Source organism: Nevskiales bacterium (assembly GCA_035574475.1).
Lineage (GTDB): Bacteria > Pseudomonadota > Gammaproteobacteria > Nevskiales > DATLYR01 > DATLYR01.
Genome location: DATLYR010000070.1, coordinates 1 through 14,839, shown reverse-complemented (window position 1 = coordinate 14,839; position 14,839 = coordinate 1). Strand labels below are relative to the sequence as shown.

Annotated in this window: 18 protein-coding genes; 11 read left to right on the top strand and 7 right to left on the bottom strand. The window is 66.0% G+C overall.

All coding sequences use genetic code 11. The annotated features are described in order from the left end of the window. Positions 1-68 precede the first annotated feature (68 nt). The 3 genes from VNJ47_03970 to VNJ47_03960 all read left to right on the top strand — a co-directional run bounded on the left by VNJ47_03970 (position 69) and on the right by VNJ47_03960 (position 4,028). Positions 69-752: a response regulator transcription factor gene (locus VNJ47_03970; protein HXG27990.1), complete on the top strand. Its 684-nt coding sequence runs from the start codon at positions 69-71 to the stop codon at positions 750-752. Next, positions 739-2,022, top strand: coding sequence for a HAMP domain-containing sensor histidine kinase (locus VNJ47_03965; GenBank protein ID HXG27989.1), 1,284 nt, complete (start codon positions 739-741; stop codon positions 2,020-2,022). The genes VNJ47_03970 and VNJ47_03965 overlap by 14 nt, the downstream gene beginning before the upstream one ends. Positions 2,023-2,102: 80 nt before the next feature. After that, positions 2,103-4,028 carry an LTA synthase family protein gene (locus VNJ47_03960; protein ID HXG27988.1) on the top strand — a complete coding sequence of 642 codons (1,926 nt, stop codon included), beginning with the start codon at positions 2,103-2,105 and terminating at the stop codon, positions 4,026-4,028. Between the two features lie 181 nt (positions 4,029-4,209). Here VNJ47_03960 and VNJ47_03955 read toward each other — a convergent pair whose 3' ends face one another. Continuing rightward, the gene (locus VNJ47_03955; GenBank protein HXG27987.1) at positions 4,210-5,571 is read right to left on the bottom strand and encodes a DUF1329 domain-containing protein; all 1,362 of its coding nucleotides are present in this window, start codon (positions 5,569-5,571) and stop codon (positions 4,210-4,212) included. Between the two features lie 155 nt (positions 5,572-5,726). Then, positions 5,727-6,515 (bottom strand): TatD family hydrolase, encoded by a 789-nt coding sequence (locus VNJ47_03950; protein HXG27986.1) that lies wholly within the window; start codon positions 6,513-6,515, stop codon positions 5,727-5,729. A 96-nt stretch (positions 6,516-6,611) separates the two neighbouring features. On the opposite strand from VNJ47_03950, the gene VNJ47_03945 reads away from it, so the two are divergent. From VNJ47_03945 to VNJ47_03915, 7 genes are all read left to right on the top strand, one after another. Next, positions 6,612-7,451, top strand: coding sequence for a YiiX/YebB-like N1pC/P60 family cysteine hydrolase (locus VNJ47_03945; protein ID HXG27985.1), 840 nt, complete (start codon positions 6,612-6,614; stop codon positions 7,449-7,451). Between the two features lie 150 nt (positions 7,452-7,601). Further along, positions 7,602-7,892 (top strand): hypothetical protein, encoded by a 291-nt coding sequence (locus VNJ47_03940; protein HXG27984.1) that lies wholly within the window; start codon positions 7,602-7,604, stop codon positions 7,890-7,892. Between the two features lie 13 nt (positions 7,893-7,905). Further along, positions 7,906-8,253, top strand: a complete 348-nt coding sequence (locus VNJ47_03935; GenBank protein ID HXG27983.1) for a hypothetical protein — start codon at positions 7,906-7,908, stop codon at positions 8,251-8,253. Between the two features lie 7 nt (positions 8,254-8,260). Beyond that, positions 8,261-8,935 carry an alpha/beta fold hydrolase gene (locus tag VNJ47_03930; GenBank protein ID HXG27982.1) on the top strand — a complete coding sequence of 225 codons (675 nt, stop codon included), beginning with the start codon at positions 8,261-8,263 and terminating at the stop codon, positions 8,933-8,935. Continuing rightward, positions 8,935-9,576: a DUF3047 domain-containing protein gene (locus tag VNJ47_03925; GenBank protein ID HXG27981.1), complete on the top strand. Its 642-nt coding sequence runs from the start codon at positions 8,935-8,937 to the stop codon at positions 9,574-9,576. The genes VNJ47_03930 and VNJ47_03925 overlap by 1 nt, the downstream gene beginning before the upstream one ends. Before the next feature lie 58 nt (positions 9,577-9,634). Beyond that, entirely contained in the window at positions 9,635-9,970 is a 336-nt protein-coding gene (gene hspQ, locus VNJ47_03920; protein ID HXG27980.1) for a heat shock protein HspQ, read from the top strand. Next, complete coding sequence (locus VNJ47_03915; protein HXG27979.1) at positions 9,967-10,446, top strand: TerB family tellurite resistance protein; 480 nt, start codon at positions 9,967-9,969, stop codon at positions 10,444-10,446. The genes hspQ and VNJ47_03915 overlap by 4 nt, the downstream gene beginning before the upstream one ends. Before the next feature lie 12 nt (positions 10,447-10,458). Here the strand turns inward: VNJ47_03915 and VNJ47_03910 are convergent, their stop codons facing one another. From VNJ47_03910 to proC, 5 genes are all read right to left on the bottom strand, one after another. Then, a complete protein-coding gene (locus VNJ47_03910; protein ID HXG27978.1) occupies positions 10,459-10,860 on the bottom strand; it encodes a DUF4426 domain-containing protein in 402 nt (133 codons plus the stop codon). A gap of 100 nt (positions 10,861-10,960) precedes the next feature. Further along, positions 10,961-11,605, bottom strand: a complete 645-nt coding sequence (gene metW / locus VNJ47_03905) for a methionine biosynthesis protein MetW (protein ID HXG27977.1) — start codon at positions 11,603-11,605, stop codon at positions 10,961-10,963. 26 nt (positions 11,606-11,631) lie between these two features. Beyond that, a complete protein-coding gene (locus tag VNJ47_03900) occupies positions 11,632-12,783 on the bottom strand; it encodes a homoserine O-acetyltransferase (protein HXG27976.1) in 1,152 nt (383 codons plus the stop codon). A gap of 17 nt (positions 12,784-12,800) precedes the next feature. Next, on the bottom strand, positions 12,801-13,358 hold the full coding sequence (locus VNJ47_03895) for a YggT family protein (GenBank protein ID HXG27975.1): 558 nt from the start codon (positions 13,356-13,358) through the stop codon (positions 12,801-12,803). Next, positions 13,355-14,182: a pyrroline-5-carboxylate reductase gene (proC, locus tag VNJ47_03890; protein ID HXG27974.1), complete on the bottom strand. Its 828-nt coding sequence runs from the start codon at positions 14,180-14,182 to the stop codon at positions 13,355-13,357. The genes VNJ47_03895 and proC overlap by 4 nt, the downstream gene beginning before the upstream one ends. Positions 14,183-14,230: 48 nt before the next feature. Between proC and VNJ47_03885 the strand changes: the two genes are divergently transcribed. Further along, the coding region (locus tag VNJ47_03885) for a pyridoxal-phosphate dependent enzyme (protein HXG27973.1) at positions 14,231-14,839 on the top strand (609 nt) is incomplete at its 3' end.

Genomic DNA, 14,839 nt, shown 5'->3' with positions numbered 1-14,839 from the left:
GAGCAGCGCGAGCCGCGGCGCGGTGACGGACTGACCGTCGGCGCGCCGTCAGGCCGAACGCAGTCCGCATGCACATACTCCTGATCGAGGACAACGTCGATCTCGCCGCCAACATTTGCGAGTATCTGCAGGCACGCGGGCACGTGATGGACAGCGCCGGGGACGGCGTGACCGGCCTGCACCTGGCGGTGGTCAACGAGTACGACGCCATCATCCTAGACGTCATGCTGCCGGGTATGGACGGACTCGCGCTGTGCCACAAGCTGCGCAAGGAGGCACGGCGCAATACGCCGGTGCTGATGCTGACGGCGCGCGACACGCTCGGGGACAAGCTGCAGGGCTTCGAGTCGGGCGCGGACGATTACCTGGTCAAGCCGTTCTTGCTCGAGGAACTGGAGGCGCGCCTGCAGGCCCTGGTCCGGCGTACCCGTCACGCGTTGGATAACCGGCTGCAGGTCGCCGATCTGATTCTGGATCTGGACACTCTCGAGGTGCAGCGAGCGGGCCGGCGGATCGAGCTGACGCCAACCAGCCTGAAGCTGCTGGCGCTGCTGATGCGCGAGTCGCCGCGTGTTGTCAGCCGGCGCCAGATCGAGCAGACGCTGTGGGGCGACGATCCACCGGACAGCGACGCGCTGCGCGCGCACATTTACGCCCTGCGCAGTGCCATCGACAAGCCGTTTCCGGTCAAGCTTCTGCATACCCTGCACAGCACCGGCTATCGTCTAGCCGTCCCGGATGCGACGCCGTAGCCTGCGCTACCGCATCACCCTGACGCTGCTGCTGTTCGTTGGCATCAGCAGCGGCCTGTTCGCGCTGGCGGTTTTTTACGTCAACGACCGGCTGGAAAGCCAGCTGCTGGACGAAACGCTGGAACTCGAATTCCAGGAGTTCCAGGAACGCTACCAGCAGGACCGGCAGCTGCCCTTGCCCTACTCGACCCAAATGCGCAGCTGGCTGGTCGACCCGCAAGGGCCGCAGGCTCTGCCCGCGACGCTGTGGTCGCTGAGCCCGGGTATGCACCACGACGTCGATATCGAAGGCCGTCCCTATCATGTGCTGAACCGCATGATGGGTGACAAGCGGCTGTATATCGCACTCGACATATCCCACATCGAGCGGCGAGAGCATCGTTTTGCGCTGTTTCTGGTGCTGGGCGTTCTGCTGGCCAGTACGATCGCCGTGTGGGTCGGATACCTGCTGTCACATCGTCTGATCGCGCCGGTCACTGAACTCGCCGAGCGCCTGAGCCAGATCGAACCCGGCCGGCCGCAGGCACCGCTGGCGGAGGAGTTCGTCGGCATGGAGGTGGAAGTGATCGCGTGCGCCTTCGACCGTTTTCTGCAACGTCTGCAGGACTTCATCGGGCGCGAGCATGCCTTCACCCAGGATGCGAGCCATGAGCTGCGCACCCCGCTGGCAGTGATCAACAGCGCGGCCGAGCTGCTGCTGGCCGAGCCCCAGCTGGCCGAGAACCTGCGCCAGCCGCTGCGTCGGATCCAGCGCGCCAGTCAGCAAATGACGCGTCTGGCCCGTGCCCTGCTGTTCCTGGCGCGTGAGCCCGGTGTCCCGGCGGAGTCCGAGGGGGTCGGATGCCAGGCCGACCGGGTGTTGGCCGAGCTGGCCGATGCTTACCGGCAGGTGCATACGGGCCGGCCGGTGGACCTGCAGATCGATCTGGCGGAACCGGTGCATCTGCCGGTGGCGCCCGAGCTTCTGGAGATCGTCACCGCCAACCTGCTGCAGAACGCACTCGATCATACCCAGCAGGGGCAGGTCCGTCTGGTCCTGACACCGCAGTTCCTGATGGTCGAGGATACCGGGCGCGGCATCGATTCCGTCGATCTGCCGCGCATCTTCGAGCGTCATTACCGCGGCACGGGCAGTCGCGGTAGCGGTCGGGGCCTGGATCTGGTCAGCCGCATCTGCGACCGCCTGGACTGGCGCATCACGGTGGCCAGCGTGCCCGGCCAGGGCGCACGCTTTACGGTGTGGTTCCGAAACGGTGTGCCCGGCCGTTGACGGAGACTTGATCGCCCGTTGACGTTTTTCTGACGTCGTACTGCGGATACTCCCGTGCCGGCAAGCGGGAGTTTCCTCAGATGCGGGTGGTTCGTGCACTGACGCAGTCTCATCGCAGCCTGCTGTGGCTGGCGGCGGTCTATCTCGCGGTGGGCCTGTTGAGCCGCCTGGTGCTGTGGCTTTGTTTCGGGCGCGAGGCTGGCGTGACGGCGGCGCAGCTGCCGACGATTCTCGCGGCCGGCGCGGTCAATGACGCGGTCCAGGCGCTGTACCTGTTGGCGCCTTTTGCCCTGCTGGCGCTGCTGTTCGGTTACCTGGCGCGGGACTCACGCGCCTACCGCGCGCTGAAGGCGGCCGGCGCCTACCTGTTCCTGTTCGCCATTCTGTACGTGGCGGCGGCCGAGTATTTCTTCTTCGAGGAGTTCAGCTCGCGCTTCAACCTGGTGGCGGTCGATTACCTGGTGCATCCCAAGGAGGTGATCGGTAACATCGAGGCCTCATATCCGGTCGGTGCCGCCAGCCTGGGGGTCGCCGTCGTCGCGGCGCTCGCGTTGGCGCTGCTCTGGCGCGTGCTGGGTCGCACCGAGGGCCGGGCGCGGCGCGCACGGCTGCCGGGCCTGGCGGTGCATGCGCTGCTGCTGGGACTTGCTGCCGGTTTCTACCAGTCGCCGGCGTTGACTGGCGCCGACAACCGCGTAGCCGGCGAGTTGGCGGCGAACGGCATCAGCCGCTTCATCGAGGCGGCTCGCACACGACACATCGATTACCATGCGTTCTATCGTACCGGTGACCCTGAACGGATGCTGGGTCTGCTCGCCGCACACCTGTCCCAGCGGCACGGACGCTTCACGCACCTGCCGCAGGGCCGCATCACACGCCGCTACGCGGCACGACGCAACGGGCTGGGTGCGCTCAACGTCGTGGTGGTCGTCGAAGAATCCTTTGGCGCCGAGTATATCGGCGCCTACGGTGACCGCCGCGGGCTCACACCGGAGTTCGATGCCCTGGCCAGGGACGGTGTCCTGTTCGCCAACGCCTACGCCACCGGGACGCGCACGGTACGCGGCCTTGAGGCGATCAGCGCCTCCCTCCCGCCCATCCCGAGCGAATCCATCCTCAAGCGCGAGGGCAATGCTGATATCACCACCTGGGGCGAGGTCATGCAGAAGCAGGGCTATCACACCAGCTTCCTGTATGGTGGCTACGGCTATTTCGACAACATGAATGCGTATTTTTCCGGCAACGGCTTTGCCATCAGCGACCGTGCCGATATCGCGACACCGAAGTTCGCCAACATCTGGGGCGTGAGCGACGAGGATCTGTTCACGCATGCGCTGGCTTACTTCGATCGACGTACCGCCGAGGGGCGCCCGTTTTTCTCGATTGTGATGACCACGTCCAACCACCCACCGTTCACCTTTCCCGCGGATGCGCCGGTGCTGTCCGAGGGCGGCGGCCGGCAGGCCGGCATCCGCTATGCGGATTACGCACTGGGCAAGTTCATGCGCATGGCGCGGACGCGGCCCTGGTTCCCGCAGACTCTGTTCGTGATCGTGGGCGATCATGGGGCGCGGGTGTATGGCGCTGCGCAGATCCCACTCTATAGTTATGAGATCCCGATCCTGTTGTATGCGCCCGCGCATCTCCGGCCGCGTCGGATAGAGACACTGACCAGCCAGATCGATATCGCGCCCACCGTGCTGGGTCTGCTGGGCTTTGCCTACGAAGCGCCATTCTTCGGAGAAGATGTGCTGAACTGGACCGGTGGTGCACGTATCCTGCCGTTCAACCACAACTACAAGATCGCGCTCTATCGCAGTGGCGAACTGGCCATCCTCGGCCTGCAGGGCGAGGCGCAGAGCGTGCGGCACCACCAGGACATGACCCGCCCGAAGAAGGAGCGCGACATCTACACGCCGATCCCACCGGATCTGCCACTGATCGAGCTGGCAACGGCCTACTACCAGACCGCTTACGACCTGTTCCAGTCACGTCGCTATCAGTGACGGAATATCGCTGGCGGCCGCAGCATGCAGTACTGCATGCAGTACTGCGGTGCTTCTCTTTCTGTCGCTCTTGTTCCTGCACACGTCACTAGAAGAGCATAACGAGAAAGGGCGCCGAGGCGCCCTTTCTCTTGCGGTATCCCCGCTCTCGCGGGGATGACAACGCGCGCTTCGCGCGCGGTCACTTCTGCGCTTGCTTGATCACGTTGGCGGGGTCGAAGTACTCGACCGGGAATTCCTTCTCGAAGGCCTCCGGGTGCTCGTTGCTCATGCCCAGCGCCAGGTAGCGGTTGTTGAGCAGGTCGTAGACCGTCTCGACGCCCATGGCGAGGAAGGGCTTGTGGTAGGCGGACAGTACGTGGCCTTCCTGGAAGCGCCACAGCTGGTCACGCTGGTCGTACAGGGCGGTGACCAGCATCGACCAGGAGTCTTCGTCGATGTAGGAGATGCGCTTCTTGTAGATATGGCGGGTGCCTTCGCGCTGATTCGCCTCGACCACCCAGACGCGGTGCAGCTCGTAGCGGGCGAGGTCCTGGTTGATGTGGCCGGCCTTGCAGATGTCGGTGTACTTGTACTTCTGGTTACGCAGCTCGTAGGCGTTGTACGGGACGATCAGTTCCTGCTTGCCGATGATCTTCCAGTCATAGCGGTCCATCGCGCCGTTGAACATGTCCAGCTGGTCGTTGGTGCGCAGGCCGTCCGAGGCATTGCCGGGGTTGTCGTAGGCCACGTTCGGCGCACGCCGCAGGCGACGCTGGCCGGGGTTGTACAGCCAGGCGCGCCGGGTTTCCTTGACCTGGTCCATGGTCTCGTGCACCAGCGTGATGGTGCCGGCCACGCGCGCAGGCGCGGTCTGCAGCTGGAAGAAGTAAATGATGATGTTGTTGAGGTCTTCCGGCTTGATGTTCGGGTAGTTGTAGTGGAAGCGCGCGTCCTCGCGCAGCACCGCCGGCGTGAAGCTGCCGTTGGCCTGCACCGCCGCCTGCACGTTGTAGCGGGTGCCGCCGAGGCCGCGGTAACGCACCTTGTGGTTCCAGATCGGCTCCTTGCCGCTCTTGGGAATCGGGAAGGGGATGCCAGTCACGGCATTCAGCAGGGCTTCGCCATTGGAGCCGAGCTCGGCGGTGAGGGCGTTCTTGTAAGTCGCTTCGTACACGAAATCCGGCGCCGATGCCGTGCGGCGGGTCGGATAGACGTGCATCTTGTAGTCCGGATATTTCCCGAACATCGCGATGTGCCCGGGCGAGAGCTTGCTCTTGTACTGATCGAGATTGGCCTTGGTGATGGTGTACAAGGGCTTGTCGTCCGGGAAGGGATTCACGAGCATGTGGCCGTCGCCCTTGAAGTCGGCCGGTATTGGAACCCGACCCCCATCCCAGGCCGGGATGCTGCCGTCAGCATTGCCGGCCCGCTCGCCGCCCAGCGGCATGAGGTCGTTTTTCAGCCGCTCGGCCTCTTCGGGGGACACCTTCGCCAGCGCAAGCCCGCTGACGAAGCTCAGGATAATGGCCGCAAGGGCCGTTGCGCTCCGCATGGTCGACATAAACACACCTCTTTTAGTTATCGCTCCTCTGCCTAAACAGTAGCGAGATTGGCTGCATATTTCCAGCCGGTCGGGAACCCCGGGGCGCTGAGCGTGGAACGGCCCGTCTGCCGGGCTCCACGGCCGGCCTGAATCCGGCCTGAAAATGCGGTTTTTCAAGCCAGGCGGAAGAAGCGCCGGGCCGTGGCCGTGGTGGCGGCGGCAACCTCCGCCGCCGGCCGGCCGAGCGCCTGCGCCACGGTGGCCAGCACGGCGGGCAGGTAGGCCGGTTCGTTACGGCGGCTGGCGGGCTTCGGCTGCAGGTTGCGGGGTAGCAGGTAGGGTGCATCGGTCTCCAGCATCAGCCGGTCCAGGGGAATGTCACGCACACAGTCCAGCAGGTGCTGGCCACGGCGTTCGTCGCAGATCCAGCCCGTAATGCCAACATGGAGTCCGACATCAAGATAATCGTAGAGTTCCTCGCGCGTGCCCGTAAAACAATGCACCACGGCGGCCGGCAAACGGTCCAGCTGCTCGCAGAGGATCGGCAGGAAACGCGCATGGGCGTCGCGCTGGTGCAGGAACACCGGCTTGCCGACCGCGACCGCCATCTCCAGTTGACGCTGGAAGGCGCGCTCCTGCGCCGGGCGCGGCGCGAAGTCGCGGAAAAAATCGAGCCCCATCTCGCCGGTGGCGACCACCTGCGGCGCCAGCGCGGTCTCGTGCAAGGCATGCAGCGTATCGTCGTCGAGGCTGCCGGCGTGATGCGGATGCTGGCCGGCCGTGGCATACAGGAAGCCCGCATGGGCGCGGGCGAGCGCTACGGCCTTGCGTGCGCTGTCCAGGTCGCTGCCGGTGACGATGATCGCGGACACGCCCGCCTGGCGGGCGCGGACCAGCACGGCATCTCGATCGGCGTCAAAACTGTCGTGCGCCAGGTTGGCGCCAATGTCGATGAGGCTCATCGATGGCGGCACAGGATTGGCAGTCGGAAAGCGGCTGGGAGATTATAAAGCCTGGCTCATCAGCCCCTGCACAGCGAACGGAAAAGGCGAACACACGTGTGGGAACCACTCGAACGGCTTAACCGCAGACTCGTCAAGCAGCTGATCGAGTGGGGCACGCGCGACGTGCGTCCGCCCGGGATGCCGCTGAACGACTTCGGCCTGCTGTGCGAGCAGGTACGGCCGGCGGACGTGATTCTGGTCGAAGGCCGATCGCTCCTGTCCGGTGTCATTCAGGCGGTCACGCTCAGCAGCTGGAGCCACGCCGCGATGTACGTGGGTCGCCTGCGCGACCTGCCGGACGAGGCCCTGCGTCAGCGCCTCATCGAGCAGCGCGACTGGGCGCCTGAGCAGCAGCTCCTCGTGGAATCCGAGATGGGACAGGGGACGCTGATCGTGCCGATCGAGAAATACGCCCGCTACCACCTGCGCATCTGCCGTCCGCGCGACCTGCTGCCCGAAGACGCGCGCACGGTGACCGAGTACATGCTCTCGCGTGTCGGCATGCCTTACAACATGCGCCAGGTGTTCGACCTGCTGCGTTTTATGTTCCCGTATGGCCTGATGCCGCGCCGCTGGCGTTCCACACTGTTCGAGGCGCATCCCGGCGAGATCACGCGCGCGGTCTGTTCGACCCTGATTGCCGAATCTTTCGCGCGCGTGCGCTTTCCCATCCTGCCGGTGATCCACCGCGGGCCCGGCAGCACCTACCGTTTCTACCGCCGTGACACACGGCTGATCGTGCCACGGGATTTCGACTACTCGCCCTATTTCGATATCGTCAAATACCCGTTCTTCGGCGGCCGCGACATTCAGCTGTACCGCGACATGCCCTGGGACGAACTGGGCGTGCTGACCCGCCAGGCCGCCGATGCCGTGGCGCTGGAGGACCGCTAAACCTTACAATCGGTGGCACCTCCACGCCTGCAGGGACCGTTGCTCGTGAAGCGACTGCCGCTACTGTTCGTCCTCGTCCTGACGCCCGCCTGGGCCGAATCCCCGCCATCTGTACCGCACGCACCACCTGCGGAGGCGAACGTCGCGCCCGTGGCACCGGCGGAAGCCGCGCTGCGCGAGGAGAATGCACGCCTGCGGCTGGAGCTGGACCGGCTGCGCAACGAGGCCATGAACGCACCGCTGATCGACCGCGAGAATCAGCAGCTGCGCGAACGTATCCTGAGCCTGGAGACCGAGCGCGAACGCCTGATGCACGAGAACCAGACCCTGGGCAGCTGGCGCGACGGCCTGAAGACCGGCGCCGGCATCTTCGTGGTCGGCCTGATCATCGGCCTGCTGCTGGGTCGTGCGCGGCGCCGCTCGAGCTGGTCGGAAGTCTGAACGGAGGACCTGCATGAATGAACCTCTCCCGGCCAGCCCGGCCGGTGGTTTGAGCGAGAAGAACCTCGCCCTGATCGCCTATCTGCTGCATCTGCTCGGCCCGCTCACCGTTTACCTGCTCAATGTCGCGGCGGTTGTCATCAACTACGTGAAACGCGACGAGGCCTCGCCGACCTGGGCTACGCATCACCGCTGGATGATCCATACCTTCTGGTGGGGGCTGCTGTGGTTCGTGCTGGCTGGCCTGACCTTCATCATCGGCATCGGCTTCGTCATCTGGCTGGTGCTGGCGATCTGGTGGATCTACCGGCACGTGCGCGGCCTGCTGGCGCTGGCCGACGGCAAGCCGCTGCCGGGCTGAGAAGCGCATGACGGCGCTGCCGGCTGCCGGGCAGAGTGCCGCGCTCGTGCTGCACGGGCCCGCCGGTGCCATCGAAGCTGTCCTGGCCATGCCCGCAAACCCGGCCGGACCGCGTGGCCTGGCCGTGGTCTGTCATCCACACCCGTTGTACGGCGGCACCCTGGACAACAAGGTCGTGACCACTCTGGCGCGCTGCGGCACCGAGGCCGGTCTTGCCAGCCTGCGCTTCAATTTTCGCGGCGTGGGCCGCAGCGAGGGCCATTTCGACCAGGGCGAGGGCGAAACCGAGGATGCGCTGGCGGTGCTGGACTGGGGGTTGCAGGCGCTGGCGCTACGGCACTGGGCGTGGCTGGGGTTTTCTTTCGGCGGCATGGTGGCGGTGCGTGCGGCCGCGCAACGGCGGCCCGAGCAGCTGGTGACGGTGGCGCCCGCGCTGTATGCCTTTGGCGATGCCATACCGACGCCCGGCTGTCCGTGGCTGCTGATCCACGGGCGCGACGATGACGTGGTGGACTGCCAAAAGACCGTGGCACGCGTGCAGGGTCAGGCCCCGCCGGTGGATCTGCGGCTGCTCGACGGCACCGGGCATTTCTTCCATGGCCGGCTCGGCGATCTGCGCAGCATCGTGACCCCGGTCCTGCGCGAGCGCTGGCGCGAACTGCCGGCCGCTCGAGGGGTCTGATGCGCGTGCGTGCGCATGCGCTGGCGATCCTCAGCCTGATTCTGCTGCCCCTGCCGCTCGGGGCCGAGACGCTGTGGGTAGGGCGGTTCTCGGCCGGGGATCTGCAGGGCTGGGAAGCCAAGGTGTTCAACCGGCCGACCGACTACCGCATCGTCGAGCTGGGCGACCGGCGCGTGCTGCAGGCCACGTGCGAGAACGCCGCCTCGGCCTTGTACCGCCGCCTGCGCGTAGACCTTGTGCGCACACCGATGCTGCGCTGGTCCTGGCGCGTCGAGGGTGCCTATCGCGGCCTGGACGAGACCCGCAAGCAGGGCGACGACTATCTGGCCCGCCTGTATGTGGTGATCGACGGCGGCGCGCTGCTCTGGCGCACGCGTGCCCTCAACTACGTCTGGGCCAGCGGCAGGCCGGTCGGCAGCGCCTGGCCCAATGCCTATACCGGGCAGGCGATGATGCTGGCGCTGCGCAGCGGCCCGGATGCCCAGTGGCGTGAAGAGCTGCGCGATTTGCGCCGGGATTTTCGCGAGCAGTTCGGTATCGAGGCCAGGCAAATCGACGGTGTCGCCCTGATGACCGACTGCGATGACAGCGCCGGCCGTGGCCGCGCCTGGTACGGTGACATTCGTTTCACCTCCGAATAGCGGCGCCGCCGGCAGCGGCGTATGCTGAGCGCAGTTGCCGTCTCCCGGGTTGCGTCGGATGACCAGATCCAGACCCCCCCAGTCGCGCGCCAGGTTCTGCGTAGGCGAATTGGTGCACCACATGCTGTTTGACTATCGTGGCGTGGTGGTCGACGTTGACATGACTTTCAATGGCAGCGACGAGTGGTACGAGCAGATGGCGCCCAGCCGGCCGCCCAAGGACCAGCCCTGGTACCGGGTGCTGGTGGACGGCGCCAGCCACGAGACCTACGTCGCGGAGCGCAACCTCGAGCATGATCTCGAGGGCACGCCCATCCGCCACCCGGACCTCGACCAGTATTTCGGCGAGTTCTCGCGTGGACGCTACCTGGTCAAAGGCAGGCAAAAGAATTGAAACGGCAGATCACCGGCGCCTGGCAGCGCCTGCATGGGCTGTTGCGTAATGCGCGCCATGCGAGCGATGACCGGGAGCGTGACGAGCAAGCGATCCGGCTGGCAGCGGCGGTGCTGCTGGTGGAGATGGCGCGCGCCGATGCCGAGCATCCCGGCCCGGAGCGCGAAGCCTTGCGCCGCGAGCTACAGACGCGTTTCGGCCTCGACGCAGAGGCGGTGCAGGCGCTACTCACGTCGGCCGAGCGTACGGCCGACCGGTCGGTGTCGTTGCATGCTTTCCTCGACGACATCAATACCGGCCTGGAGTATCCGGAGAAGCTGGCCGTTCTGAAGATGCTGTGGCAGGTGGCCTATGCCGATGGCCGTCTGGACCGCCACGAGGAGCACCTGATGCGCCGCTTCGCCGACCTTTTGCATCTGACACACGCCGACTTCATCCGCCTGAAGCTGGAGGTTCTCGGTCAGCGGACCGGATGATGCGCAGTTTCCCTAATCGACGAAAAACTGCTGGCTGAAACGCAGGCGAAAGACCGCCGTCGAACCTGCGGGATGGATCTCGAAGTCGAAGGCCTGGGTCTCCCGATGGCTGATGGCAAACAGGCCCAGGTAGTAGATGCTCTTGCCTTCGCGGACTTCGCGCATCTCCAGCGGCTGTTTCTGGCCCAGCAGATTGCGCGCCTCGCCGCGCACGGTCGCCGCGACAGGTTCGCCGCCGGCCTGCTGCACGGTGAGCATGACCAGCGCCAGGCGCGGATCGCGCACGATGCCGTACCGGCGCGCGACCTCCAGGTTCAGGTCCGTGCTGTTCTGGGCGCTGTAGTGCACCCGGTAGTCGCCGAAGTCCTGCTTCTGCTCGGCTTGTACCGGCGCCGCCCCCAGCGCCAGCATCATGGCGATGGCGGCCCATAAGAAATGGACAGGATCGACAGGATCTGCAGGGTTAACGGGGGGAGACGATTTTCCCCTGGGGAAGAACATGCTTTCCGGCCTGTCAAGCCTGCGCATCCTGTGATCCTGTCTGTCGCTTGCGCGTTTCTGATTTGCCATTGCGGCGCAGCTGGTACAGCGCGATCTCGCCCAGCAGGTTGGGGAACAGGCGCATGCCGAGCGTGCTGCGATGCACGTGGTCGACCACGCTGCGCCGGATCACGGTGATGCCCTTCTTCCGGCATAGATCCTCGAAATCCCGCACCGTGCACAGGTGGATATTGGGCGTGTCGTACCACTGCGCCGGCAGCGCCGGCGACACCGGCATGCGGCCGTGCAGGCCGATGGCCAGCCGGCTGCGCCAGTGACCGAAGTTGGGGAAGGTGACGATGCACTCGTGGCCGACGCGCAGGATCTCGTCCATCAGCAGGTCCGGCCGCTGCACCACCTGCAGCGCCTCGCTCATGACCACGTAGTCGAAGGAATCGTTCTCGAACTGCGCCAGACCGGCGTCGAGGTCGGCCTGGATCACGTTGACGCCCTTGCGGATACAGCCCACCACCTCGTCCGGGTCGATCTCGATGCCGTAGCCGGTGACCCCGCGCGTGGCCTGCAGGTAGTGCAGCAGGGTGCCGTCGCCGCAACCCAGGTCGAGCACGTGCGCGCCCGGCCGGATCCACTCGCAGATGATGGCGTAATCCGGTCGCAGCGCGGCCTGTTCCGCAGCGGCCGTGTTCATACGCCACACTCCCGGGCTACGCGTTCCAGATAGCTGCCCAGCGTCTGCACGTAATGCGGAATGGTCATGAGGAAGTCGTCGTGGCCCAGCTGCGAGCCGATCTCGGCGTAGCTGACGTCGCGTTTGGCATCCACCAGCGCCTTGACGATCTCGCGCGAGCGTGCCGGCGAGAAGCGCCAGTCGCTGCTGAAGGACATCACCAGGAACTTCGCACGTGCCTGGCGGAAGGCGCATGCGAGGTCGTTGTCGAATTCGCGCGCTGGGTCGAAGTAATCCAGTGCCTTGGTCATCAGCAGGTAGGTGTTGGCGTCGAAGCGATCCACGAACGACTGACCCTGGTGGCGCAGGTAACTCTCGACCTGGAATTCGACGTCGTAGTTGTAGTTGATCTTGCCCTCGCGCAGGTCGCGGCCGAACTTGGCGCGCATGGCGTCATCGGACAGGTAGGTGATGTGACCGAGCATGCGCGCCAGCATGAGCCCGCGGCGTGGCACCACGCCGTGATCGTAGTAGCGCCCTTCGTGGAAATCCGGGTCCGAGAGGATGGCCTGGCGCGCGATCTCGTTGAAGGCAATGTTCTGTGCCGACAACCGCGGCGCCGCCGCGATCACGATGGCGTGGCGGATGGCGTCGGGGAAGTCGATCGCCCACTGCATGGCCTGCATCGCACCCAGGCTGCCGCCGATGACGACCGCCCACTGCCCGATGCCCAGGTGCCCCTGCAGTACCGCCTGTGCGCGTACCCAATCGCGCACGGTGACGATGGGAAAGTCGGGGCCGTACTGTCTGCCGGTGGCCGGGTTGGGGCTGTTGGGACCCGTGGAGCCCTTGCAGCCGCCGGGATTGTTCATCCCGACCACGAAGAAGCGATTGGTGTCCATCGGCTTGCCGGGGCCGATGAAATCGTCCCACCAGCCGGGCTTGCGGTCCTCCGGCGAGTGGTAACCGGCGACGTGGTGATCGCCCGACAGCGCATGACAGACCAGGATGGCGTTGCTGCGGTCGGCGTTGAGCCGGCCGTAGGTCTCATAGACCAGGTCGTACTGCGGCAGCGTTTTGCCGCAGTCCAAGGCCAGTGGCTGGTCCACGTGCAGCGTCTGGGGCTGCACCAGTCCGACCGAGTCGGGCGGGAAGGGGGCGGTGGCCATGGGGACGGTGGCGGCGCTCACAGCAGGCCGGGCAGGGCCGGCAGGCTGCGCAGCAGCACCTGGATGGCGATCAGCACCACCAGCGGTGACAGGTCGAGTCCGCCGATCGGCGGCAGCAGGTTGCGGACCGGCTTGAGCAGCGGCTCATTGATGCTCCACAGCACGGCGCTGGCCGGGCTCGGCATGCCGGGGTTGACCCAGCTCATGATGGTCTGAATCAGGATGGAAAAGAAATACAGGTTCAGGGTGAAAGCGACGAGCTTCAGCAGGGACCAGAGCAGCAGGGTCAGCGGCGCGATGCGCGCGCCGACCAGGCTGAGGTCGATCCAGAGGTTGAGCGCTACCAGCGCCAGCGCCAGCGCCAGCGCCGCGAAGTCATAACTTTGCCAGCGCGGCAGCGCGCGCTGCAGCAGACCGACCGGCTGGTTGGTGACCCGCCAGACGAATTGCGACAGCGGGTTGTAGAAGTCGGCGTGTACCGCCTGCAGGATGAAACGCAGGATCAGCACCAGCACGTACAGCCCGAAGAGAGTGTCGATCAGGAAGATCAGCGGATTCTCGAGGCCAAAGTTCATGGGCGGTCCTTTCCGAATTCGCGCGCCAGCTCCTCGGCACGCCGCGCCGCGGCCTTGAGCGCCTGCTCGACCAGCTCCGGCAGCCTGCCTTCGATGAAGGTCTTCAGCGCCTGTTCGGTGGTACCACCGGGCGAGGTCACGCGCGCGCGCAGCGTGCCGGGCGGCTCGCTGCTTTCCAGCGCCATTTTGGAGGCGCCGAAGGCGGTCTGCAGGGTCAGCAGGCGTGCGGTCTCGCTGTCGAGGCCGAGCCGGTGTCCGGCTTCTTGCAGGGCCTCCATCAGCAGGAAGAAGTAGGCCGGGCCGCTGCCCGACAGCGCAGTGATGCCGTCGATCAGGCGCTCCTCATCCACCCAGCAGGTCAGTCCGACGGCGCGCAGCACCGACTCGGCCGCGGCCCTCTGTGCCGGTGTGATCGCTGGCATCGCATACAGCCCGGTGGCGCCGGCCTGGATCAGCGCGGGGGTATTCGGCATGGCGCGCACGATGGCGGTGTAGCCGCCGAGCCAGCGCGAGAGATCCGCCGTGCGGATACCCGCGGCGATGGAGATCACCAGCGGCTTGTGCGTCGCAAGTGCCGGGGCCAGCTCGCGCGCCACGGCCTGGATGACCTGCGGCTTGACCGCCAGCACCAGGATGTCGGCAGTCGCGGCCAGCGTCGTGCCCGCCTCGGCGCGCAGCCCGAAGCGCGCCGCCAGGAACTGCTGGCGCTCCGGGTCCGGCTCGGCGACATGGAGGTACTCGCGTGGCAGGCCGTCGGCCAGCAGCCCGCCGATCAGGCTGGCCGCCATGTTGCCTCCGCCGATGAAGCCTATGGAGTGCGGCATGTCCGTTACTGTGGATTTCGGGCGAACATAATAAGATACGCCGGCGCCATGAGCACCTACCGCAAACGCATCGAGTCGGCGTCGGTCTACGACGTCGCCATCCAGACGCCGCTGGAGGTGGCGCCGCTGCTGTCCGAGCGCCTGGGCTGCACCGTGCTGCTCAAGCGCGAGGACCTGCAGCCGGTGCATTCCTTCAAACTGCGCGGCGCCTACAACAAGGTGGCGAAGCTGGGCGCTGCGCAGCGTGCGCGCGGCGTGATCTGCGCCTCGGCCGGCAACCACGCCCAGGGTTTGGCGCTGGCCGCGAACCGTGCCGACATCAAATCGCTGATCGTCATGCCGCGTACCACCCCGAGCATCAAGGTCGAGGCGGTAAGGCGCCTGGGCGGCCGCATCCTGCTGCACGGCGACACCTACGACGAGGCCTACGAGGAGGCACAGCGCCAGGCCGCCGAGCGCGGCATGACTTTCGTACACCCTTACGATGACCCGGATGTGATCGCCGGGCAGGGCACGGTCGGTATGGAGATCCTGCGCCAGCACCCGGGCCCGCTCGATGCGGTGTTCGTGCCGGTGGGCGGCGGCGGTTTCATCGCCGGGGTCGCGGCCTACATCAAGGCCGTGCGCCCGAAGGTGAAGGTCATCGGCGTCGAGCCG